At 53.0% G+C, this 25,304-nt stretch carries 16 protein-coding genes; 9 read left to right on the top strand and 7 right to left on the bottom strand.

Annotation, left to right across the window (positions count from 1 at the left end; all coding sequences use genetic code 11):
• Window positions 1-51: 51 nt before the first annotated feature.
• From BP71_RS01525 to cysC, 9 genes are all read left to right on the top strand, one after another.
• Window positions 52-1,137, top strand: coding sequence for a substrate-binding domain-containing protein (locus BP71_RS01525; protein WP_496375867.1), 1,086 nt, complete (start codon window positions 52-54; stop codon window positions 1,135-1,137).
• Between the two features lie 122 nt (window positions 1,138-1,259).
• Window positions 1,260-4,250: a glycoside hydrolase domain-containing protein gene (locus BP71_RS01520; protein ID WP_496375865.1), complete on the top strand. Its 2,991-nt coding sequence runs from the start codon at window positions 1,260-1,262 to the stop codon at window positions 4,248-4,250.
• 224 nt (window positions 4,251-4,474) lie between these two features.
• Window positions 4,475-7,489, top strand: coding sequence for a SusC/RagA family TonB-linked outer membrane protein (locus tag BP71_RS01515; protein ID WP_496375863.1), 3,015 nt, complete (start codon window positions 4,475-4,477; stop codon window positions 7,487-7,489).
• Window positions 7,490-7,499: 10 nt separating this feature from the next.
• Window positions 7,500-9,026, top strand: coding sequence for a RagB/SusD family nutrient uptake outer membrane protein (locus tag BP71_RS01510; protein ID WP_496375861.1), 1,527 nt, complete (start codon window positions 7,500-7,502; stop codon window positions 9,024-9,026).
• A 112-nt stretch (window positions 9,027-9,138) separates the two neighbouring features.
• Window positions 9,139-10,536, top strand: a complete 1,398-nt coding sequence (locus tag BP71_RS01505; RefSeq protein WP_496375859.1) for an aryl-sulfate sulfotransferase — start codon at window positions 9,139-9,141, stop codon at window positions 10,534-10,536.
• Between the two features lie 8 nt (window positions 10,537-10,544).
• Entirely contained in the window at window positions 10,545-11,723 is a 1,179-nt protein-coding gene (gene chrA, locus BP71_RS01500; RefSeq protein ID WP_496375857.1) for a chromate efflux transporter, read from the top strand.
• Window positions 11,724-11,726: 3 nt separating this feature from the next.
• A complete protein-coding gene (locus BP71_RS01495; RefSeq protein WP_496375855.1) occupies window positions 11,727-12,755 on the top strand; it encodes a sulfotransferase family protein in 1,029 nt (342 codons plus the stop codon).
• A gap of 4 nt (window positions 12,756-12,759) precedes the next feature.
• Window positions 12,760-13,521: a 3'(2'),5'-bisphosphate nucleotidase CysQ gene (cysQ, locus tag BP71_RS01490; protein WP_496375853.1), complete on the top strand. Its 762-nt coding sequence runs from the start codon at window positions 12,760-12,762 to the stop codon at window positions 13,519-13,521.
• A complete protein-coding gene (gene cysC, locus BP71_RS01485; protein WP_496375851.1) occupies window positions 13,506-14,078 on the top strand; it encodes an adenylyl-sulfate kinase in 573 nt (190 codons plus the stop codon). The genes cysQ and cysC overlap by 16 nt, the downstream gene beginning before the upstream one ends.
• Here cysC and BP71_RS01480 read toward each other — a convergent pair.
• The 7 genes from BP71_RS01480 to BP71_RS01450 all read right to left on the bottom strand — a co-directional run bounded on the left by BP71_RS01480 (window position 14,071) and on the right by BP71_RS01450 (window position 25,049).
• A complete protein-coding gene (locus tag BP71_RS01480; RefSeq protein ID WP_496375850.1) occupies window positions 14,071-16,425 on the bottom strand; it encodes a right-handed parallel beta-helix repeat-containing protein in 2,355 nt (784 codons plus the stop codon). The two genes, cysC and BP71_RS01480, sit on opposite strands and share 8 nt — an antisense overlap.
• An 81-nt stretch (window positions 16,426-16,506) precedes the next feature.
• Window positions 16,507-17,334, bottom strand: a complete 828-nt coding sequence (locus tag BP71_RS01475) for a hypothetical protein (RefSeq protein WP_496375848.1) — start codon at window positions 17,332-17,334, stop codon at window positions 16,507-16,509.
• A gap of 300 nt (window positions 17,335-17,634) precedes the next feature.
• Window positions 17,635-19,188 carry a sulfatase family protein gene (locus tag BP71_RS01470; RefSeq protein WP_496375846.1) on the bottom strand — a complete coding sequence of 518 codons (1,554 nt, stop codon included), beginning with the start codon at window positions 19,186-19,188 and terminating at the stop codon, window positions 17,635-17,637.
• A gap of 177 nt (window positions 19,189-19,365) precedes the next feature.
• On the bottom strand, window positions 19,366-21,111 hold the full coding sequence (ggt, locus tag BP71_RS01465) for a gamma-glutamyltransferase (protein ID WP_496375844.1): 1,746 nt from the start codon (window positions 21,109-21,111) through the stop codon (window positions 19,366-19,368).
• A 60-nt stretch (window positions 21,112-21,171) separates the two neighbouring features.
• A complete protein-coding gene (locus BP71_RS01460; protein ID WP_496375842.1) occupies window positions 21,172-22,935 on the bottom strand; it encodes a flavin monoamine oxidase family protein in 1,764 nt (587 codons plus the stop codon).
• 14 nt (window positions 22,936-22,949) lie between these two features.
• Window positions 22,950-24,146 carry an FAD-dependent oxidoreductase gene (locus tag BP71_RS01455; protein ID WP_496375840.1) on the bottom strand — a complete coding sequence of 399 codons (1,197 nt, stop codon included), beginning with the start codon at window positions 24,144-24,146 and terminating at the stop codon, window positions 22,950-22,952.
• Between the two features lie 57 nt (window positions 24,147-24,203).
• Window positions 24,204-25,049 (bottom strand): heme-binding protein, encoded by an 846-nt coding sequence (locus BP71_RS01450; RefSeq protein ID WP_496375838.1) that lies wholly within the window; start codon window positions 25,047-25,049, stop codon window positions 24,204-24,206.
• Window positions 25,050-25,304 lie beyond the last annotated feature (255 nt).

Here is a 25,304-nt window from a genome sequence, read left to right as displayed (position 1 = left end):
GACAGCCCATTAAACTACTTTTGAACAAATATTGAAAGCATAACCCTTAACATGGACCGCAAAACAATACGCATCAAAGACATTGCACTCAAAGCCAAAGTTTCGCCAGGGACCGTCGACCGGGTCATTCATAACCGGGGAAGAGTGGCAGAAAAAGTACGGATACGCATTCAGAAGATCATCGACGAAAGTAACTATGAGCCCAACCTGATGGCCAGGGCGCTCGGGTCCAAAAAGCAATATCGTTTCGCCGCCCTCATCCCCGATCACGAGGTGGACGCTTACTGGCTTGCACCGAAGACCGGCATTGAAAAAGCAGCTGCCGAACTGAAGCAATTCGGTGTTTCCGTGCAGCAGTTCATCTTCAATCCTTACGATGCCGGAGATTTTATCGCAAAAGCAGAAGAGCTAACCGTCACCCGACCCGACGGGGTCTTCCTTTCGCCTATTTTTTACCACGAAACACTCCCGCTCTTTGCCCGGTGGAAAGAAGCATCCATTCCCTTCGTACTTTTCAACACCGAGATCTCCGACCACGGGCCATTGAGCTACATCGGCCAGGATTCGTACCAAAGCGGTAAACTCGTCGGCAAGCTGATGCATTACGGGCAGTCGGAGCCCTGTGCAATCCTGATCGCCCACATCGATGAGAAGATCGATAATGCAGCCCACTTACTTAAAAAAGAAGAAGGGTTGCGTGATTACTTCAGTCAGCACGGCCAGGCCTTCCGGATTGCTACCACCGAGCTGGACAGCTCCGACCCGGAAAGTTTTAATGCAAGGCTCAATGAGGCTATCGACGCGCTCACCGATCTGCGGCACATTTTCGTAACTACTTCCAAGGCGCATCTGGTCGCGGCGGAGCTGGAAAGGAACCAACGCGACGACATCCGTATCATCGGCTATGACCTCGTGCCCGCCAACCTGCATTACCTTGAAAAGGGCAGCATCGGCTTTCTGATCAATCAAAATCCGCAACGGCAGGGCTACCTGGGTATCCGCCAGCTAGCCGATTTCCTGGTATTCCGGAAAACCGTACCCAAACTGAAATTCTTGCCGCTGGACGTAATTACCATCGAAAATCTGCGCTACTATCTGGAAGAAGATGTCAGGACGACGGCGGACGAACTGCTGTGATCTGTCTTTTGCGGCATTTGGAAATACATTTATGTAACCGATAATTGCCATTATGTAAATCAGCGAAATTAAATTTCAATAAAAGTGTGCACGCACACACTTTTATTTGGTAGTTTCGTTTGATGAAACTGACACTACCCTTTCTTCTGATTGCAACCCTGTCGTTCCGCCTTGCTCCCGCACAGGAACTCCCCTATGTTTCCGGCCAAAATTCCTGGAATGCCGATTCGCTCGGAAACTCGCGCGCGGTGATCGATGTAGGGCAAAAGGCCGCTGCGGTAAAAACCGTGATCGACTGGAGGCGACGGGACCACCACACCGATAGTGAGGTGATCGTTGTGGACAGTGCCACGAACCGCCGTATACTGAATGTAAAAACAGGTACAATAAGCCGCGAATCCGGCGAAATCACTTTCGAACCTGTGTCAGGTCCTGGTACCTACTATATTTACTACCTGCCTTTCAAGGTCAATGGCCGCGCCAACTATCCGACCGCCAATTATCTCAAACGGAAAGAAACCGCTTCCCCGGCCTGGCTTGGGGCATTAAAAGGTAACGAACCGGCTGCCAGCGTGCGCCATATCGAAGCTGTCAACGCCATGAACAGCTCCTACCCTATGGAAGTGATCGCCAGGGCGGCGGAAATGAAGGCACTTCTCGCGGCGAATGCTTCACGGAAATACCTGGTGTTCGCCGAAGACCGTATGCACCCGATCCGCATGACCGACGACCTGCCGCAGCGCTGGTTCACCAGAGGTGCCAGCAAGGCATTCAGTGACCAGGCGGCTCCCGGCGAAAATTTCACCTTTCAGATTGGCGTATATCCCATATCGTTAGACTTAAACAATGTGCGCGTCCGTGTTTCAGACCTGCGCAACGGCCCCGCCTCGATCCCTGCGCAGGCGTTCTCCTGCCTGAACACCGACGGCACCGGATGGGACGCCCGTCCCGTTCGGAAGCAGGTTTCGGTTACCAAAAACAAAGTGCAGGCCCTGTGGTGCCTGGCCGACATTCCTATGGCAACACCGGCAGGGATCTATAAGGGAAAGATCTATGTATCAGCAGCCAACGCTCCCGAAACCGTGTTGGATATCACGCTGCAAATCAGCGGTCCGGCACTCACCGACAAGGGCATCGGCGAACCGCAGAAGCAAACCCGCCTCGCCTGGCTCAACTCGACGATGGCGCAGCAGAATGACGTGATCAGTCCGTATATCCCGCTGCAACGGCAAGGGCATGTGATTTCACTGCTGGGAAGAAAATTCACCGTGGGTACCAACGGCCTGCCCGAACGCATTGAAACCTACTTTACACCCGAAATGACGGGCATGTCGGCCAGCCCCAAAAACATATTGCAGGCACCGGTACGGTTTGCAGCCAACGCGAAAGGCGGAGCTACCGAGAAATGGGTTCCGAAAGGACTTCAATACACGGAACAATCTCCCGGCACCATCGCATGGACAGCAACGAGTACATCCGCTCACCTGCGCATGGAAGTCACCGGACGTATAGAATTCGACGGTTTTGTGGCCTATGACGTAAAAATGACGGCTTTGTCGGATGTCTTGCTGGACGACATTTATATGGACATTCCCATGAACGCGGCCTCAGCCCGGTACATGATGGGCCTGAACCTGAAAGGCGGAAAAAGGCCCGCTTCGTATGACTGGAAATGGGATGTAGCTACCAAAAATCAGGATGGGGCCTGGATCGGAGATGTGAACGCGGGACTGAATTTCTCCCTGCGCGATGAGCATTATGTTCGTCCGCTGAACACCAATTTTTACCTGCAAAAACCCCTTCTGCTCCCTACTTCCTGGGGTAACGGCAACAAAGGGGGCATCCGGCTTTCGGAAAAGGATGGCCAGGTGCTCGTACGGAATTACAGCGGCGACCGGGCCATGAAAAAGGGGGAAAGCCTGCATTACAACTTTACATTGCTCATTACCCCATTTCATGCCCTGGACACCGATGCGCAATGGAAAACCAGATTTTACCACCGTTACAACGACCCCGATTCCATTCGGGCCAAGGGTGCCACGATCGTGAACATCCACCACGCGACGCCTATCAATCCCTATATCAATTACCCCTTCATTGAACACCAGGCGATGAAGGAATACATCGACAAAGCGCACCGCGATGGTTTGCAGGTCAAAATCTACAACACCGTCCGCGAGCTATCCAACAGCGCCTATGAAATGTTCCCGTTGCGCAGCCTGGGTCATGAGATCTTCTCTCCCGGCAAAGGATTGGGCTATGCCTGGTTGCAGGAACACTTCGGCGACGATTACATTGCGGCCTGGTATGTGCCTGAAATCAAAGATGCTGCGGTCGTGAACTCGGGCATGAGCCGCTGGCATAACTACTATGTGGAAGGCATGAACTGGCTGACGCAAAAGGTGGGCATCGACGGCATTTATCTTGACGACGTGGCCTTCGACCGTACGACCATGAAACGGGTGAAACGCGTTTTGACGCAAAACAACCACCCCGGATACATTGACCTCCATTCGGCTAACCAGTACAACAAAAACGATGGCTTCAACAACAGCGCGAACCTGTACATGGAGCATTTTCCCTACCTGAACCGCCTCTGGTTTGGAGAATATTTTGATTATGAGCAAAATAGCCCTGACTTTTTTATGACGGAAGTCTCGGGTATTCCCTTCGGGCTGATGGGCGAAATGCTGGAAAACGGCGGGAATCCCTGGCGCGGGCTGATCTACGGAATGACCAACCGCATGCCTTGGAAAGAAGGAAGCGACGCGAGGGCGATCTGGAAGGTGTGGGATGAATTTAACATGCAAGGCAGCCGGATGCTCGGCTACTGGGCGGAAAGCAATCCGGTAACGACGGATCAGCCACAGGTTCTGACTACAAGTTATGTTCAAAACAAGCGTGCCCTGGTCTCCATCGCCAGCTGGGCGGAGCGCGATACAAGCTTTCGCCTGAATATCGACTGGAAAAAACTGGGCATCGACCCCCGGAAGGCACAAATCGTCGCACCGGAGATGATCAACTTCCAGCCCGCCGCTGTTTTCGACGCTTCACAGGCAATTCCTGTAACCAAAGGTCACGGATGGCTACTGATTATATCGGAAAAGCCCTGAACAGTAAAATAGAGTTTCCCGGTTTTATTTTCCAGTAAAATTTTCTTTCAAACTGGCAAAATGCAGGAATTTTAGTTTTATAGTGTGTACGCACACATTTTGTTTTTTACATTTGTTTCAACCTATATCCTATTCAAAATGAGCGCATTTGACGGGGGCTACCTACCGGCATCCTATCCCGTTCGGAAGAGTATTATACGTTAACCCCAAACCACCAATTCCCTATGAAGTTAAAGTCTTTACTGAGTTTCATTTTCGTCACGCTCCTGGCAGCCGGAAGCAGCTTCGCACAGACCGGCGAGCTCCGCGTTTCCGGCCGGGTTACCGACGCCAAAGGCGCGGAAATCCCCGGTGCCAACGTGTCGCTGGCAGGTACCACCTCCGGCGTGATCACCGACGCGCAAGGCAAGTTCTCGCTCGCTGTTCCCGGCAGCCAATCCGTGCTGCGGGTTTCCTTTATCGGTTATAAAACAGCCGAAATCACGGTAGGCAATCAAACCGTCTTCCATGTCACCCTCGAAGAAGATTCCAAAACCCTCGACCAACTGGTCGTAGTAGGTTACGGAACACAGAAGAAAAAAGACCTGACGGGCGCCGTCAGCTCGATTGCCAGTGAAAGTCTCAACCTCGGCGGAGCAACCTCCAACGTGGCACAGGCGTTCCAGGGCCGTGCGGCGGGTGTGCAGGTGAGCCAGTCGAACTCGGCCCCGGGCGGTACCACCGTGGTACGGATCCGCGGGGGTAACTCTATTTCCTCCACCAACGAACCGCTTTACGTAGTCGACGGCTTCCCTTCCGAAACGGGTAAGGACATCAACCCCAACGATATCGAAGACATCCAGATTCTGAAAGATGCATCTGCAACGGCCATTTACGGAGCGCGCGGCGCCAACGGGGTCGTGATCATCACGACCAAGAGAGGTAAAGCCGGAAAAGCACAGGTAGTCTTCGACAGTTATTACGGAGTTCAGAAGGTGAGCAGCAGCTACGAAAAAATGACCGGCCTGCAGGCAATGGAAATCACCAATGCCAAGAATGCCGAAAAAGGGCTGCCGGCACTGTATACCCCTGCCGACCTGGCGAGCGGTATCAATAACGACTGGTTCAAACTGGCCACCCGCAATGCGAGCGTGCAGAGTTACAGCGTGACTGCCAGCGGTGGCAATGACGACACACGCGTGGCCCTGTCGCTCAACTATTTCGCACAAGACGGTGCGTTGAAAAACACCGATTATGACCGTTACTCGGTACGTCTGAACGCTGACAAGCAGTTTGGTAAACGCTTCAAAATGGGCGCTAACGTGTATGGCGCGCATACCTTCTCGAAGTTCAAGAACTATGATGGCTCCATTGTGCCTTCCAACGTCATGTATGGCATCTTGTCTGCGTCGCCTGCTGTGCCTTCCTACAATGCGGATGGTTCGTTTGCCCGCTTCCAGGGTCGCGACAACCCTTTGGCCTGGCTGCTCGCTCCTACCAATGATAAATTTGGTAATAAGGTTAATGTCAATGCATTCGCCGAATACATGATCACCGACGACCTGACCTTCAAGGTTAACGCCGGTACGGAATACAACGGCTTCAAAGAAGGCACTTACCTTCCCCGCGACCTTGTGGACGGCGAAAAGGTAAAGGGCCGCGCGACCGTCAACGACAATGCAGCTTCCCGAAACCTTGTCGAGGGTTATTTTACCTATATCAAAACATTCGGTGACCACTCCGTGAATGCAGTAGCAGGGGTGTCAACACAGGATGACAAGACCGAGGAACATTACTCCGCAGTCCAGAATTTCAGCTCGGATGTGTTTTTGTACAACAACCTGGGTGCAGGAACAGAACGCGTGACTTCCACAAGCAACAAAGTGAACACGAAAATCGCTTCGGCTTACGGACGTATCAACTACGGCTTCAAAGATAAATACCTGGCGACATTCACGATCCGTCGCGACGGCTCTTCGCGCTTCGGTGAAAACAACCGCTACGGATACTTCCCGTCGGGATCGGTGGCATGGCGTATCGGCGATGAAGAGTTTGTGAAAAGCCTGGACCTGTTCTCCGACCTGAAAATACGCGCAAGCTATGGTGTTACCGGTAACGATCGCATCGGGGACTATGCTTACATGACGACCTTCTCGCCGGTGAACCTGACCCTCGACGGCAACAATTCCTACGGAGGTGTGGCAGCAACCCGCTTGCCTAACCCCGACCTGAAATGGGAAAGTACGGGACAGCTCGACATCGGGGTGGACATGGCCTTTCTCGGCGGCCGCATTTCAGCGACCTTTGACTACTACCGCAAGAAAACCAACGACCTGCTCATGAACATTCCCATTGGTGACTGGCAGGGTTTCAGCAGCCAGATAGTGAATGCAGGTGCGATCCAGAACAATGGTCTCGAACTGTCAGTCAATACCCAGAACATCAGCAAAGGCAGCTTCCGCTGGAAAACAGCATTCAACATCGCCTATAACAAACAAAAGATCCTCGACCTGGGCGGCCGTCCTTACATCATCACCACTACCGCCAACCCTTACGGGGGCCGCGCGGTGGATTTCACCAAACTGGAACCGGGCCGTGAGCTCAGCAGTTTTTACGGCTATGTGTATGATGGTGTGATCAAAACCGGGGAAACTTACGCGCCACAGCCGGGAGCGCCTGCCGGAAGCCCTAAATACGCGGATGTAAACGGCGATAACGTGATCAATGCCAATGACCGCACCTATCTGGGCCATGCCAACCCGCATTACACGTTCGGGATCGGCAACGAGTTCCGATACAAGAACTTCGACCTGAACATCTTCATGCAGGGCGCATTGGATTACAGCCTGTACAATGCCAATGCGTTAATCCTGGAATCAGGCTTTGGCACATCGGCCCTGAACCGCTGGACGACAGCCAACCAGAACACGGACATTCCCCAGGACGGCTACGCCACTACTTCCTACGGCGGCTACATTAATTCCCGTTTCGTAGAAAATGCGTCTTACCTGCGTTGCAAGATGATCACGCTCGGCTACGACCTGCCATTCGGCCAGGCAAGCAGGCTGAAAGTGAAGCTGTACGGCACCGTGCAGAACCTGTTCACGATCACAGGCTACACGGGTACCGATCCGGAGGTGAATACAAAGGCTGCCAATACAGGCACCTCCGCCAGCAACATCAACCTCGCGTCGGGTCTCGACTATACCGCGTTCCCGTCATACCGTTCCTATACCCTTGGCTTAAAAATTAATTTCTAACAACATCAAAATGAAATACCTATCAATTCTGTCACTGATGATGTTGTTCGTGACGGTTTCCTGTGAAAGCCTGATCGAACCCAAAGTTTACAGTATTCTGACCGACGCCAACGCATTCCAGTCGAAAGACGATGCCATCGCTGCGGTGAATGCGGCCTATTCCAGGTTAAAACAACCCAGCGGGAGCAACGACTCCTGGATGTACTATGCGGGTTTCCAGGTAACGATCACCGACCTCACGACCGACGCTGGCCATGCCAAATCGGGTGGCGACGTAGGGCTGATGTCGGACTGTAACTGGGGGCCTAGCAATACTTACCTTGCCTACGCGTGGCAACACCAGTACAAACTGGTTTCGGATGTGAACAATGCGCTTTACTATATTCCCAGGATCAGTGCATTGACCGACGAAGAGGAAACCCAATTCCTGGGTGAGTTGAAATTCCTGCGAGCACTGGGTTACTATGACCTCACCAATGCATTCGGCCCGGTACCTTTGATGACCGAGGATTCGGTAGCCAAGAACATCCAAAGCCCTGATTACGAAGCCAAAACCCCGGTTACGGAGGTAGCGACGGTCAATGCGAAGATCATCAGCGACCTCGAATATGCCGCACAGAACCTGCCGCTCAACTACACCAGCAGCAAGATCTATAAAACCAACGACGTGGGCCGGGCCACCAAAGGCTCTGCGCTGGCTTTGCTCTGCAAGCTGTATATGCGTGAGAAAAACTGGCAGAAAGTGGTGGAGATCAGCCAGCAGATCAGCGATCTGAAACAGTATCAGCTGTACCCGTCTTATTCCGGCCTGTTCGCGGAAAGCAACAAATGGTGCTCTGAGAACATTTTCAGCGCATTGTCCAACAACCTCCTGGATGCGACCGAAATGATGAACCATTTCGGGCCGATCAACCACACCGAGGTAACCGACCGCTGGCAGTATTTCGGGATCCCATGGCGGTTCTGGAACACATTTGCGAAAAATGACGAACGTCGCGAAATGTTCTTCTACGACTACATCGGAACTGACGGCCTGCGTTATGTGCAGCCGCCAGCCGGGGTTGTGAATCCGCCCGCCGGCTACTACTACCTTCCCGACGTGGCAAGCAAGAAATACGCCGATCCGAAAGGTTCCACCACTTACCTCGACGGTCACGTGTTCCCGATTATCCGGTATGCCGATATCCTGCTGTCGCGCGCCGAGGCATTGAACGAGCTCAACGGCCCGAATGCGGAGAGCATCCAGCTGATCAACCAGGTGAAAGGACGTTCCAAAGCCACATTGCTGGGCGCGGCAGGTACATTTACCAAGGATGCCCTGCGCGACGCGATCCTCGAAGAGCGTGGCTGGGAGTTTTTCTTCGAATGCAAACGCCGCGAAGACCTGATGCGGATGGATAAATATCAGACCGTTGTGAACACTTATCTGAGCGCTATCGGTAAAACCCCGCGGATCGACATCAGCAAGCATAAATATTTCCCGTACCCGCAGGCACAGGTGGACATTAATCCTAACCTTTCGAATACCGGCAGATAACCGCCGGGCAATCATGCAGACAGGCAATGCGCGTTTTCGTGTGTTGCCTGCTGCCATTTTAGGGCCACACGCCGGTTTTAAGTTATATTTACAAATACAATAGTCCGCACCTATGCAACGCTTCCTGTTTTCTATTTCAATTCTGATAACCGGCCTGGTCCTTTTCGGCTGTAATGGCACGGGGATTGAAACCATCAGCCTCAGCGCACCCGGCAGGAACACGCTGAAAGTGAGGATGGATATCGAAACGACGGACGACTGCACACTTCGCATTGAATATTGGCAAAAGCGGGACTCGCTGCACAAGTTTACCACGCCGGCATCGCCAATCGGCACTAGTCACGCACTGGTACTGACCAACCTCCGCCCGAAATCGGAATACCTTTATCAAATTATTTCCTCCGGCAGCGGTAAGGAAACCGCCAGCAAAGTCTACGATTTCCGGACTTCCGGCTACCCGATGTGGATCCAGGATTTTTTCCAGACGATCGCACCCGATTCCAGTGTCATACCTGACGTCTTTAAAAAAGGCTTCGTTCTGTTCTCCCGCCGCGAAACACCCGGCATTATATTCCTGCTGGACCACAAAGGCGATATCCGCTGGTACCACCAGGTGAACGGGACCGGTTTTAAAACCACACATTTTACGCGCAACAAAACCATCCTGTCCATTCTCGGGACGGAAGAATATCCTACCAGCTACGGAAACGAGATCCTGGAAGTGTCCATGGCCGGCGATACACTGCTGCATCTGAAGAAAGGTGAGGCCGACTTTAAAGAGACAATCCACCATGAGATCATTCTCAACGACAAAAACCAGGTCGTTACGCTCAACGTCGAGACTAAAATCATGGACCTCAGTGCCGTAGGCGGCAACAGGCAGGACACCGTGAAGAGCGACGGCATCCTGGTACTCGACCGCAGGGGCAAAAAAGTTTGGGGCTGGTCGGTATTCGACGCGCTCGATCCGCTGAAAGACCCCAAGATCCTGAAAGAGAAAAAAGACTGGATGCACGCCAACAGTGTCAGTTTCGACCGGGACGGCAATTACCTGATGTCTTTTTATAACAATGGCCAGATCTGGAAGATCGACTCCAGAACCGGAAAGGTGATCTGGAAGTTTGGCCGGAACGGGGATTTCAAAATGCCTGCCAACGGTGTATTCGATCAGGGACATGCCGTGCACCGCAATGCAGAGGGCGACCTGATGCTCTTCGACAACGGTACCAGCAAACAAACCACCCGCACCCTGACATTCCATCTCGATGAAGCGAACAAAACTTCAGTATTGAAACACCATATCACATTACCCAAGGAGTTTTACACCGCGCGCATGGGCAGCGCCTACCTTGTCGGGCCAGCCGCCGTGCTGCATTGCAGTTCCAAAACGAACAGCATCGTGCTCACCGACCTGAACGGCCGCTTCCTCTGGGCACTCAAAAGCAGGATCCTGCCCTACCGGGCGGAATTTGTGCCACAGGAACGGGTCGCTCCCTATCTCGTTAATTGACACACGTTATGAAATCCGTTCCGCTCTATCTTTTCTTCACTTTCCTGAAAATAGGCAGCACCTCCTGGGGCGGCTTCATGGCGCTGATTTCCATGATCCAGAAAAAAGTGGTTGAAAAAGACCAGATGCTGGATAATGCCACCGTACTCGAAGGGATTTCCCTGGCTTCAGTGCTACCGGGACCTATGGCGGTAAATGTCGTATCATTTGTAGGCTATCAGCTGGGCGGGTGGAAAGGGGCACTTTTGAGCGTCGTAGCGGTGATCCTGCCATCTTTCGTACTGATGCTCCTCCTGTCGCATTTCTATTTCCAATATGGCGACATTCCGGCCATGAGCCATTTCTTCGCAGGGATGCTACCGGCGGTGGCTGCGATCATCGTCAGCGTGGCCATCCAAATGGGACGAAAAAACATCGTTGATATTCCGCAATTGCTGATCGCAGTGATCGCTGCGGTAATGGTTTTCGTATCCAGGTCCTACCTTACTACTTTGGTCATCCTGCTGGTGAGCGCCCTGGCCGGCTATCTGGTGTACTACAAAAACCCGCTCACAACAATCGCTGTACCGGAGTCATTGCCACGGCCCGCTGTTAAACTGCCCTACCCTGCACTCCTGATCCTGGTGCCCGTGGTGGTACTGCTGGCGTGGCCGGGCAACGCTGGCGCTATTCCCCTGCACCGGACCATCGTGCTGACTTTTTCCGGCATGAGCCTCACCCAGTTCGGCGGAGGGTACGTGATCATTCCCGCGATGCAAAAGATTGTCGTCGACGGGCATCGCTGGCTTTCGGCCCAGGCATTTGCGGATGCCATCGCCATGGGCCAGATCACCCCCGGCCCGATCTTCATCAGCGCGACCTTCATCGGGTATAAACTCGCTGGTTTTTGGGGAGCACTCAATGCCACCGTGGCAATTTTTGCCCCCACGGCCATTCTGACGGTAATATGCGCCCGTTTTTTTGACAAGATCAGTAAATCAGAAGTGGTGAAAGCGGTGTTCAAGGCATTGAGGCCAGCCATTATCGGGATGATCGCGTCGGCTGGTGCCTCTATTTTATGGAGCAATGGCCTTTCTCCTTTTACACTGGGCATATTCGCCTCGGCACTCGCTGCCACGATGTATTTCAAAACCGACCCGGCACTGGTCGTACCGGCCGCCGGCATTCTTGGACTGCTTATTCTTTAACCCATGACATTTACCCCCGTTCAAATCATCGGCACCCAGCGAAGCGGCTCTAACCTGCTGCGGCTCATGCTCAATCAGCTTCCGGAAGTGTCGGCCCCTCACCCGCCGCACATCCTCGAAAGACTCATGCCCCTGCTGCCCGCGTACGGTAACCTGGATATCGTTTCGAATTTTGAAAAGCTGATTGACGACGTATGCAGGCTGGTAGAAACCAATCCGGTACCCTGGACCGGAGTTGCGCTCAACCGGGAGGCAATCCGTACCCGGTGCGAAGCGCCGACACTGCCTGAAATCGCCCGGGTGGTGTATGAATTGAAAGCAGAAGCCGATCAGGCGCATATCTGGACATGCAAGAGCATGGCCAATATCCATTACGCCGGTGAACTGGAAAAATACAGCATTCCCCCTCGATACGTTCACCTGTTCCGCGATGGACGTGACGTGGCTCTTTCCTTCAAAAAAGCCATTGTAGGCGAGAAGCATAGCTACCACCTCGCCCACCAGTGGAAAAAGGAGCAGGATGCCTCTGTTACGTTATTCGAAAAACTGGGGCCCGGCCGTGTAATCCGGGTGCGTTATGAGGATTTACTTCAAAACCCTGAAAACGAACTGAAACGGATCTGCACATTCATCGGTGCGGGATATTCGGAGACCGCCCTCGCCTATCACGAGTCTGCCGAATCGCGCGAAACGGCTGGTTCGGGGCTCATGTGGCAGAATGTCGTGAAGCCTGTATTAAAGGACAATCACCGGAAGTTCCTGGCCGAACTACCCGAAAGCGACGTCCGTATCTTCGAACGCGTCGCAGGAGATACGCTCACTGCACTCGGCTATCAACTTGTTTTCGAATCGGACCAACAACCTTTTTCAGCAGCGGAAGTATCGGAATTCTCCCGGATCAATATGGAATTGAAAAAAGAATTCAGAAGCAAACTAAGGCCTGAAGACCTCGAAAAAAGACGTCCGCAGGAAGAACTGCTCAAAGCCATCACAGCCAGAGTACCCATTGCAAGCACACCCGTTCCGCATTAAAAACATGGAGATCGACAGCAACATACTCACCACCATAGCCCGCGAGGCAGGCGATGCCATCCTGAATATTTACAACGATCCCGCGAAATCGGGCCAGGTGGAAAACAAAGCCGACGACTCGCCGCTAACGCTGGCCGATAAGGCCTCCAATGAAGTGATCACCGCTGCATTGAGCAGGCTTTTCCCCAATGTACCGGTGCTTTCCGAAGAAGGCCGAAATATCCCGTTCGAAGAAAGAAAAGGATGGCACACTTACTGGTGCGTGGACCCGCTCGACGGTACCCGGGAATTTATGAAACGGAACGGCGAGTTTACGGTCAATATCGCACTCATCAGGGACAGGAAACCGGTGATCGGCGTCATCTACGTGCCCGTGTCGGGCGTTACATACTATGCCGACCAGGCCAGCGGAGCTTGGAAAACCGATGCGGCCGGTCATGCCGCGCGGATCCGGACCAGTTCCGCTACCGACAATTGGACGGCCGTAGGCAGTCGCTCCCACGGGAGTCCGGAAGAAGCCGATATGCTCGCCCGATACCCCGTCACACGACAGGTGTCCGTGGGCAGCTCTATTAAATTCTGCTTCATTGCCGAAGGACTGGCGCATATCTATTTCCGTCAGGGACCCACCATGGAGTGGGACACGGCGGCCGGACAGTCCATCCTCGAATGCAGCGGAGGCAAAGTGACCACTCCGGAGGGCGGGCCATTTTTGTACAATAAGGAATCATTGCTGAACGGTGGCTTTTTATGTCTGTGCCGATGAAAGACAGTCAGAAAGGAATGGTGATATGGCTGCTGGGGCATTCAGGAGCAGGCAAAAGTACGCTCGCCGGAATGCTGGCCGAACGCTTTGAAACAGATGGCTATTTTGTGTTGTCGTTCGACGGCGATGTCATACGCGCTGGCATGAATCGCGATTTGGGGTTTTCGGATGAAGACCGGCTCGAAAATGTGCGGCGCGTCGCAGAACTTTGTAAGCTGCTGCTGGAAAAGGACATTGTCGTGATCTGCTCCTTCATTACGCCCATGCAGGCGCACCGCGACATGCTGCGGAACATGCTGGGCGACCGCTACCTGGAAGTATACCTGGAATGCCCTGTCGCCGTGTGCGAAGAACGCGACATTAAAGGACTTTACCGGAAAGCCCGCAACCATGAAATAGAAAACTTCACCGGCATCGGTGCCGGGTTTGAAACCCCTGAACGGCCGGATCTCACCATTCCCACCGCATTGTGGGAGCCCGCAGCCTGTGTGCATACGGTGTATGAGGCTGCGCTGCTCCTCCAATCCCGGCTTCATGCGCCGGAACAATCTATTTAAAAGGAACGATCAATTTTTGTAAAGACTGGTTCCTGAAAAATTCCACTTCTCCCTGCCCCATCCAGTTGATCTCCTGAAAGACATTCATCAGCTCAGATACATTATCCAGATTGCGCTGGTTGAGAATGCGGATCACGTCGCCTTTTTTCAACCCTGCGCGGGCCAGGATGCTATTTTCGGGTACTGCTTCCAGGATTACTCCTTTTTCGTCCGGCAAGCCATAGACAGAACGATCGCCGAGGCCGTTCACATTCCGGACCTTACCGCCTAACCACGCCGCTTCCGTCAGCGCGCCACTGTCAGAACCGTTAGTGATAACCGGTAGTGGCACGTGCGCTGCTTTGTTTTTGAGTTCAGGAGAAATGACGCCGAACTGGTCCATCGGGAAATTGACAAACCCGGTTTGCAATGCTGGGCTACCCGGTTTTACCTGATAGTTTCCCGTCGCCGGATCCACAAACATCGGGTCACCCGCGAGGCTGTGCATGTCGGTACCGTTCTCACGGGCCTTCCCGAGAGCCGCTTCGTCAGGGAAAAAATTGTAATCCACCTCCTTGCCCCATTCCTTCACGCGGATCGGCGCATACGGTTTGGTCACGATATTTTCCCTGAACACATCCCCGCTTTTGGCAAACCACACATGCGGATGAAAGGAATTGTTGATCATGATATTGTTTTCCACCACGCGCTGAAAACCTTCCCGGAGCTTCAAACCACCATTCAGGCACACATTGTTGTAAATGTGGTAATTGGAACTGCCGTCGTCGAGGTCGATATCCCAGCCATGGTCGCAGCGGAAACGGTTATTGCGGATCACAATGGTTTTGCCGGCATCGAGCAGGATCAGTTCCGGATGGGCCGCTGCCAGGCTGTCCATCTTTTCGCGTACCGGATGCCAAAACCGGTCGCGTCCCCAGGAATTGAAAGATCCGTGATCGCCGGTTTCCAGTACCGTGTTGAAAACGTCATTGAATTCGATGATATGACCGCCCCAGGTCCCTTCACTGACATTGATCCCCGCCCTTGGAATATTGTAAATGGTGTTGTGGCTCACGGTAATATCCATGCTCGTGGATATCTGCACGCCGGCCACCTGTTTTTCCACCTGGCCCAGCCCTTCCATCAGGTTGTCGTACACCCTGCATTGCGCGGGATAGTTGTTGCTTTGTGGGCCCGGTGTTTTATCCATTTTGTCGTAAGCAACCGACTCGTGGTATTCGAAGCTCGGTGACCGCACCGCTCCCGGATCGCCTACGAAGCAAACTCCGCTGGCTCCGGTGTTTTCGAAATGGCAGCCCGATACTTCCCCGCCCCGGTTGTAATTGCTGAAAAAGACGCCATTGCCGCCTACTGCATTGAAATGGCATTTCCTTACTGAACAGTTCTCGGTACCATTCAGCAATACCACCCCACCCCGGTAAATGGCCCAGTCGCTGCGGAGCAATGGCTCCCGGGTTTCCATAAAAGTGCGCAGCGTATGTGCGAGTTCGAAGCCTTCCAGACTGATGTTCCGTACCGGCGATTGCATCGTACCCCGAAATTCGAATAGATGCCTGATTTGAGGAGCAATAACCGTCGTTCCCTCGGGTGCATACACGTATAGCATACGAGCGCGTGAGTCGTAATACCATTCGCCGGGCGCGTCCAGCTCCTCGAACACATTTTCGATAAACCGGTACTTGTCGTGCATGCCCATTTGGCGGTTATTCTGGTAACCACCCTCCCACGCGAGGGTACTGTCGGTGGCTTTGCCGGTGACGCGGTAGTGGTAGTCGCCCCATTCATGCTTATGCATCGCATGGATAAAAGCGCCCTCCGGGCTTTTCCATGACCTGATCTTCGCAGGAGAAAGCACATCCGCAGCATATCCGCTAAAGTGGCTGCGGGTGGAATCGTAGTTGGGATAACGCGCCATATGCAGCTTTCTACCGGCGATATAAAGCTGGTCGAACGTCACATTCCCGGCTATGGAAGCTTTTTTGATATGGCCTTTATAATCAGACCATTTTACCGGTATCACAGCCGCGCCGCTGATGGTCACCTTTTCATCCGGATAGGCTTTGTAAGCCACTTCCTCTCCTGCCGCCCGCGAATCCTGCGGACCGAAAACGACGGTCTTGTTCAGGTAATAGATACCGCCTCTCACAAATACGGTTACCCGCCCGCGTAGGCCACGCACCTTATTGCGTGCCGCCTCGATGGTTGCCAGCGGTTTTTCCCGCGTACCCGGGTTCCGGTCGTTACCAGTGCGGGCGATGTAGAGATCGGTGGAGAAAGCAGCGGTGCACGAGAGGGCCAGCATCAGGCACAACATGATCCGGTGCGGTTTGATAAAGGGTTCGTTCATGAGTCAAAAGCAGGGGTTCAGAGAATGGACCGGCCGCAAATGTAATCATCACAAACTATATACCAGTCATGCCGGAGTATGCTACAATTTGAAGATCACGCCGAGATTGGTATTCCCCTGTACAAAAAAGAAATGCTGACTTGCGCGGTCTTGCGGGAAATTGGTCGTCAGGATATCCGGCATGTTGATATAGCCGCCTTTCATTTCGGCCTGGATAAAGAAATGTTTGAAGAACGTCACATTCAGTCCGGCAACGAGGTTCATCCCATAGCCCGCCACGTGCCACTGGTCATTCTCTTCGAAACTCAGCAGGGTTACGTCCGTTTTTGGATAAAGAATTCCCACGCCGGCACCTTCAATGATATTGATATCGATGTTCCGCACTTTCAGCTTGCGCGCATCGAACAGGTTATGCATGCGCCGGAGTTCAACGTTCAGGTAATTCAGCCCGTTGGTATGTTCAAATTTGAGGAAATCGCCGGTGAGTTTGATCGGCTCGTTCTGGTAGGTGCGGTCGTACTCGGTGCCGGAGCCGGAAATATGACCGGAAATGTCGACGGTCTGGTCCTGCTTCATCACGTATTTCATATGATCGAAACCAAAGGAAAGACTGTATTCCGGCGTAATGAAATAGCCGATCCGGAAATTATACTGCGGGATCGTGATTTTGGAAGGATTAAAGTATCGCGGAGTAAAACGGGTAGGCCGGTCTTTCGCGACCACGCTCTTTAATGTAAAGTCATACTCCTGACCTTTGAAATGAATGTTGGATTGCGTGTAAGCCGCGCGGTTCCAACCCCAATAAATGAAAATTTTGCCTTTCTGGTCGTGGGAACTCAAAGGGGAATACTGGGCGTATGCAACGCTGCTGTACGCAAGCAGTGCGCTTGCCAGGATAAATCTGATCATCTGATAAAATTGGGTCGTTCAAAAGCCGTCTTACGGGCTCCTGACTATTAATTATGAACATTTAGCCATCATTTTGGACAAAACCAATTACTGTATACGAAGGCCTTTTTCTTGGTTGGTAATCTTGAAAAAGGGAACTATGTAACCGGGTGAATAGTTCTCAAACGCGGCCGCAAGCAGCGGAATATTGCAATTTCTAATCTTGTTCTAATGTCGGTGTCTGCGGCACATAAAAAGGCAGGACGAACCCGGTTACCGGATTCGTCCTGCCTTTTTACTCGTTATCAGTACCTTGCGGGGTCAGACCGCCTCGCTGTGCTCTGTTATGATGCTTCCGAGCTTTTCCTTTTCCAGCAGCAGCAGCTTTTTGTGCAAACGCTCCCGTTCTGTCGCAATGAAAGGGTCGTTGTAGCGCTCATTGGCGGGGTTGGCCAGGTTATCTACCTCTATGCGGTCATTTTCCAGGTCATACATTTCATATTCCCGCGGATAACTCTGCGGTGGATCCTGCTCGGGGGGAGCGATGTAAAAGTAATAGCCATATTTCCACCGCTTCTCGCGGATCGCCCGGATACGGTTAGCCGCCGGCAACGGATTGATACTATTGCCATTACCCGCGCGGAAATCATCAAACGTAAACAGGATCGCGTCCTGGATCTCCGGCGCCGTCCTCGGGTGGGTGATCACCGGCGACAGGTCGCTTCCCCTGAATGTATAGTCGAGCGGATTGCCCAACCGCAGCAGCCCATTGATGGTGGGCATCATGTCTACAAGTGAAAACAGCTGACTGCTGACCTCCGGGTTCGGGAACAGGATCGGGTTCGAGATCACCAGCGGCACGCTCAGCGTTTCTTCATACATATTGAACGCCTTTTGACGTAGTCCGCCATGCGTGAGCCCCATTTCGCCGTGATCCGCCAGTCGAACGACTACCGTATTGTCCGCCAGCGAACGTCCGGTGACTGTATCGTAAACCTGGTACAGCACATCGAGCACAGTGTTGATCTGCGTGTCCATATGGGCGATCAGGTTACCGTAAAAATTGATGTACTGCAATTTCAGCTCATCGGTGTTCAATGGCCCGAGGCCAATGGCAAAATACGGCGCCAGCATCTGCTGCACGGTCGGTTTCAGGGTCTTATGCAACTGTTCATTCACCGTAGAGGGGAGTCCGATATCGCCTGCCAGGTATTCCGGTGCGAAGTCATCCTGCCAGTTGCCCGGGAATGCCAGCACATCGTGCGGGTTCACGAGCGACAGGAACAATGCAAAGGGCTGGGCATTATTGGTACGTTGTACGCTGTAAAGGAAATCGAGGGCCTGGTTGATGTAGTTGAGGTCATTGTTCGCGTGCCCGGCACCAAAATGGTTAGGAGCGGTGTCCTCTCCCGCATCCGGGGGTGTCCAACCGTTGAAACCATAAGCCTGCAGATCCTCCGGGGTAAGGCTTTCGAAACTACCGTCGGGGCCTTTCGATAAATGCCATTTCCCAATGTAATTTACGTCATAGCCACCGGCTGTAAGCATCCGGCCCATGTTCTGAAAATCAGCCGGTAACGTAGGTTCCTCGTTGGAATAGGTCATGTCCTGCGTGAGTGTGAGCGTCACGTTGTGCTCTGCCGGATACATACCGGTGAGCAATGTGGCTCTGCTGGGTGAACACATGCAGGTACTGCAAAAAGCGTTGGTGAAGGTCATTCCATTGCCCCGCAAACGTTGCATAGCGGTGAGGTGCTGCACTTCCCAACCCGGCGGGAAGTGCATGATGCCCCGGTCCTGGTCCGTGATAATGAAAAGAAGGTTTGGTTTTTCGGGCAAACTCACGTTTTCCGAGGTTAGTTTTTTCTGATGCATCTGTTGAATCCGGTTGGTTAAAATAATGGAATAGCCGTTTGGTATAGAATTAGTTAAAAATTCATTTGTAGATATAACATATATTATTTCTACCCAATGAGAAGTTTTGTTAAAACTAATACTACTATTCAATTTATTTAACGGTCAAGGTCCCGGGGTTTAACAGGTTAACCACCTTTAATAGCCCGCTGCCTGCCCATCCTTCCGCATTTCGGATGCCCCGTGATAGACCTTCCTCCCGCTGTCGAACAGGATCGCCTGGTAGCCCCCGAAAAAATCCTTTTCAATAATCCGATGGCCTTTTTTGATCAACCCTTCCCGCGCTGTTTGCGGCATTCCGCTTTCCAGGGCTACATTCCCGCCGTCGGTCATGACCGACCCGATAGGCTCGCTGCTCCCTGAATGGCTGAACCGGGCCGCATCCCCGGCTTCCTGTACATTCATCCCGAAATCGATGATGTTGCACAAGATCTGGACATGACCTTGCGGCTGCATCGCACCGCCCATCACGCCGAAGCTCAAAAAGGGTTGATTGTCCTTCATCACAAAACCCGGAATGATGGTGTTGAATGGCCGTTTGCCGGGCGCATATATATTGGCGTGGCCGGGTGTGAGGGTAAAGCTGCTACCGCGGTTGTGAAAAACAAAACCGAGGCCGTCGGGTACCATGCCGCTTCCAAATTCCAGCATGTTGCTCTGGATCAGGGACACCATATTGCCTTCCTCATCGGCGACGGTCAGGTATACGGTGTCGCCGTCTTTCAGCACCGACTGCGCCGGGTCCAGCCTGGTTAAGGCGCGTTCGGGGTTGATCAGCTTTCTCCTCTCGCCAGCATAAGTATCCGAAAGCAATGTCTTCAATGGAACTTTGGAGAAATCCGGGTCGGCGTAGTAGCGGGCGCGGTCTTCGAAAGCCACTTTTTTCGCCTCGATCAGCAAATGCAGGTACTCGGCACTGTTGTGCCCGAGTTTTTTGAGGTCGTAAGGTTTGAGCAGATTCAGCATCTGCAGCACTGAGATACCCTGCCCGTTGGGCGGCAGTTCATACACATCGTAACCGTGATAGTTGACCGACACCGGCTCCACCCAAATGCTCCGGTGCGCAGCCAGGTCATCCTTCCGGAGAAACATCCCGGTTTTGCGCGCATAGGCATCGATCCTGTCGGCAATGCTTCCTTTGTAGAATGCATCCCGCCCTTCCCGGGCGATCGCTTCGTAAGTAGTGGCCAGGTCCTGGTTTCTGAAAACCGCCCCATGCGCAGGAGCGGCCCCGTCGATCAGGAATGTTTTTCTGAAATTCCCGAACTCGGTAATGTCCTGCTGTGCTTTCAGCCGATTGAAAGCGGCGTCCCAGGAGTAGGCGATCACCTCGGGTACGGGGGCGCCTTCTCGCGCATATCGGATGCCCGGGGCCAGGATGTCCGTCATTTTCAGTTTTCCAAAGCGCCGATGCAGCTCAAACCATCCATCCACCGTACCGGGAACCGATATCGAAAGCGGTCCGTACAGCGGCACCGAGGTTTTTCCTTGATTCAGTTCTTTCAGTTTCTCATAAGTAAGCCCTTTCGGCGACCTCCCGCTTGCATTCAGTCCATACAATTTCCGGTCCCGTGCCGACCATACGATCGCGAACAGATCTCCGCCGATGCCGCCATTGTTAGGCTCGACAGCACCCAGCACTGCATTGGCGGCAATGGCCGCGTCCACCGCCGTGCCCCCTTTTTTCAAAATATCGAGCCCGGCCTGGGTTGCCAGCGGGTGGCTTGTCGCCACCATGCCATGCGTCGCCAGGACCGGGCTTCTCGATTCAAAATTGGAACCGCTGATGCGATCGCCCCGGCCGGTTTGGGCTACCGCCGGGAAACATAAACAAACGCCCGCAACCAGCGCGCATAGCTGAGGTAATGTAAAAGCCTTGATCATGTAGGGAATAGGTGATGTAAAAACCCTAAATGTAATCAATTCAAAGGCTTTTTCCCCCTCCTACCAGCCCATGTAATATTCCTTGCTGATCCAGACGGGCCGTTTCAGTCCGAAATGCTCTTCCAGCATTTTCTCGGCCTCGCAGAATGCGCCTTCCACCCAGCCCTGCTGATCGGAATAGGCTTCGCCGCAGACGTGGATATTCTCCTTCGCATCCGGCTTCCGCATATAGGGCATGACGTCCTTGACCGAAACGCCTGCTTTCCAGGCATGATAACCCGCCCCGAACGGATCATCGGTCCAGTCTCGGAAGTAGGTTACGTAAGGCTCGGGGATCTCCACCAGCCGCCCGTGCACTTCCCTGAGCTGCGATATCAGTTCCTTCACCATCAGCTCGGTGGCCTGCTCCCTTTCCAGTGCTTTCAGTTCCGCGAGCGACGCGGATTCGGCGGCGCTTACCTTGAACAAAACCTTGTCGTCGGACAGTGCTTTCCAGAAAGTCTCAGTTTCCATATCCCCGTAACTGCCGAGCAGCATCGAATTGTCGGTCTTGGGGTCCGTGCCGAAATAGTAGCATTGGCGCATGGGCAGGTCGGTAATGGAGTGTCCCGAGTCGATTCCCAGCTGTTTCCACCAGGGGTGCCGGAAGCCCATCAGGATTTTGAATGCGGGTTCCATGATCACCGAACGTACATTCCGGTCGAGTGTGGTATTCTCATTGATATTGAAAAAGAAATTATCCTGGTTCAGCAATTCCAGCGACTTGCGTGGCATTCCCAGAATGATCGAGTTCGCATAAACCTGCCATTGCTTGTTGGTTTGCAGGTTCAGGAAAGTGAGTTCATACCGGTGCGTTTTCTGGTTGATGTGCTCCTTCGTAAAATTCAGCAGCTTATTTTCAGACCAGATGCACGCGCCCTCGTTGCCCATGTACTGGTTCGCCAGCGCATACGCGATGCTGTCGTAACCTTCCTCGATCGTTTTGTAAATGACGTCGGCCGAAAAGTCTCCCACCATATAGGGAAATGCCTCCGCCGCATTCCAGTTGATCGTGTTGGAATAATAACCACCTGCATTGGCTACAAACTGGTAACCCTCTTCCGACACCTGGTCCTTGATCAGGTTCCAGAAGCCGAGGTCGTTCACCTTCCGGCCGTCGTAGGGCGAGCCTTTGAAATGGTAGGTCAGTTTCGGTTTGATATCGTCCCAGTCACGACTTGTGAGCATAAAAGCGTAGTCATACTCCGATGGCCCTTTCGATACTTTCTTAGCATATTTTTTGGCAAACCAGGGGTCGGCCATCAGTACTTCGTAAATGATCTTATTGAAAAGCTGGTCGGAGCTGAAACCGAGGTCGTCATCATTGAGGTAGTACCGGGTTCCGAGTTTTTCGCCGTACCGCTGGGCAATGTTCCAGGCATCCTGTTTGAAATGCTGTTTGCGGAGATAAAAGAGGAGTTCGGCCGGATTCCCCATCGGGAAAGGTACGGGGGTCATCCGGTCTTTCAGCACCAGCTTTCGTTTGGCCGGGTCTTTCTCGGTCAGCGGGTAACCTTCGATGAGCGTCGTGACGATCTCCTGGGAAGTCAAGTAGCGCATGCCGCCCAGTTCTCCCCAGAAATCCATGCCAGGCAGGATCACCGATTCGAGCCTGCCGCCCAGACGGTCGCTCATGTCAAATACCTGTACCTGCCCGGCGGTGTATTTACCGGTGTCGGTAAGCCGGAAAGCGCTGTACAGGCCGGAGGTTCCCGCGCCGATCACAGCGACTTCGACTTTCATTCCGGGTTTCATCCCATTATTGAGTGGCGTATTTTTGTTCATATCGTTGATGATGGTTAAAGTGCCTTGAAATAGTTGTAACCCAGTTTGAATGGGCTGATGTCGAATTTGGAATGTCCGTCGAGCGCCAGCTCCGTCATGATCTGCCCCAGAAACGGGGTAAACTTGGCGGCCCAGCCGGTCGCGTACACCACGATATTCTGGTGGTTGGGCACATAGGGAGGCGCAAAATCGATGAGCAGCTCTTTGTTCGCGATCTTGCTGAGGGCAATGAGGCAGGTCGATGTAAAATAAGGCGTCGGATCAAGGCCAGTCATATGATCGCGCACCCATTCCGAAGTATAGGCCAATTCCTGGGGATTGGGGGTCAATGTCCGCTGTGCCGGGCTGGTGAGCGGGTCGATCACAAAATCGGGCGCCACGCGGATGTATTCGGGGTGGTCCCATTCGACGCCGGGAAATCCGTAAAACTGGTTCCCGTTGGCTCCGATGGCATTCTGAAACACGAACCAAGTAGGGTATTGGATCGAAGGGTCCGTTTTTTTGAAGTAGGCCGACGACATATTCCAATAGGTGGCCTCTATCCTGAACCCGAGGAGGTTGATCACGTTGTCGATATACGGACCCGGGATGATTACCAGCTTCTCTCCCACAAAAACCCCGCCGGGCGTCGTCACTTCGAACAAGCTCCCATCCTGCACGATGTTGGTCACCGGCGATTGCTCCTTCAATGTCACATGCGGGCTCTTCTCGCAGGCTTCATACAAGGTTTCGATGGTGGCCTTGAAATCGATGCTGGCGCCATCGGCCTGGAAGAGGCCCGTGTAAGTGTCGGGTAAGTCGCGGAAATGGTACTGTTTTTCTATTTCCGAGGCGGTGAGACTGGTGTAAGGCACGTGCAAGGCTTTCAGTGCCTGCTCTGCTTCGGCGATGTTCCCTTCCGTCGAATGCACCGACGGATCTCCAAACCAGAGCGTGCCCACCTTGTCGAGCAGCTTCCGGGGCGTCAGTGTCTGTAGTTCATCCCAATAGGGCTGCGCTTCGAGCGCCATTTTGACCATGTAATCTTCCGGGTAAGGGATCCGGTACTGCCTGGACACACCTGCCGAGCTGCCCAACTGGTTCTTGAAATTGAATTGTTCCACAACCAGCGTCCGGGCACTGCGCTTGCTCAGGTGATAAGCCGTCGAAAGACCAATGGCCCCTCCTCCAATCACGATCACGTCGAAATGACGTTCTGTTTGTTTTGTCATAGAAACTGTTGGTTTATTGTGAAGACGGAGCCCGGAAATCCGCCAGGCCCTTGCGAATTATTGTTTGACCATGGTATTGATATTCACATGTGGCCACTGGATCAGCCTGGTTGGGTCGTGAAACTGCTTGATGAACTCGATGATCGTGGTTTGGGAATATTGTAATTGCAGGAAAGTGTTACCGGTTGCGGGGCTCTGCACGGTCTCGATCCAGAATGTCGCTTCAAAGCTGGTGGTGTTGGCATTCTGGGTGACGAAAGGAATGTTGGTGATCCCTCCCTTGTTCGCTGTACTGACGGAAATCGTCGTCGTCGAAAGGATGGTTTGCCCGCTGATCGCGTCGAGCAGCGTGGCATTCGGGTTGGTCTTGTTAAAACCTGGCTGGGGTGTCAGGTAAGGATCGGTATAGCCCAGCGGCATCGCCCCGGGGCCGGTCACCGGCAATGTGCTGATCGGCTGGATGGCCGGTGCGCCATTGATCACCGAGGACCCGCCGAGCGCCAGCAGCGAGTCGCCATGCGGAACGGATGCCTGCCGGGCGATACTGAATTCATCAGGACATTGTTCCAGCAGCAGCCATGTACCGTTCTCAGCGTGCAGCAAGCTCCCGTCGACATTGCTGTGGATACGGAGCTGGTACATCAGTGTGGGCACCTGCTGGATCGTGCTGGTACCACGGTTGGGAGTGGGCGTACTCAGCGGTGTGATCGTAAGGGTTTCAGTGTAAGGCTGTACGAGCAATACAAAACTGCCGTGTTGGTTCGGAACCGCTACGAGGTTCCAGCCTTTGTTGCCTACCCAGGTTCCGATCAGGTCGGTGAGGGGGCCGAACATCGAAGTGGTTTCTGTGGCCTTACCGCCCAACCTGGTTGTCTGGGCCACATTACTGGTTACTTTTAACATAGTATTTATTTTAAGTTACAGTGAATAATTTCGTAGTATGCTACACCAGGCCAACTGAGCACAAATCAGCGGTTATTCATTGAAAATGAAACAACTAAACAGTCATGATTTTGTTAAAGAAGGTGCCGAACGATAGGGATTCTCAAATTACGGCTACATAAGATCATATAGAACTATTACTACTTCACAACTTATTTAACGGTAAAAAAATAGCACGGAAAGTCGCACCCAATGCGCCGCTATCTCCCGGTTATC

Source organism: Dyadobacter ginsengisoli DSM 21015, from assembly GCF_059568735.1.
The sequence above is the reverse complement of the archived record's forward strand: the minus strand, read 5'-3'. Positions and strand labels throughout refer to the sequence as shown.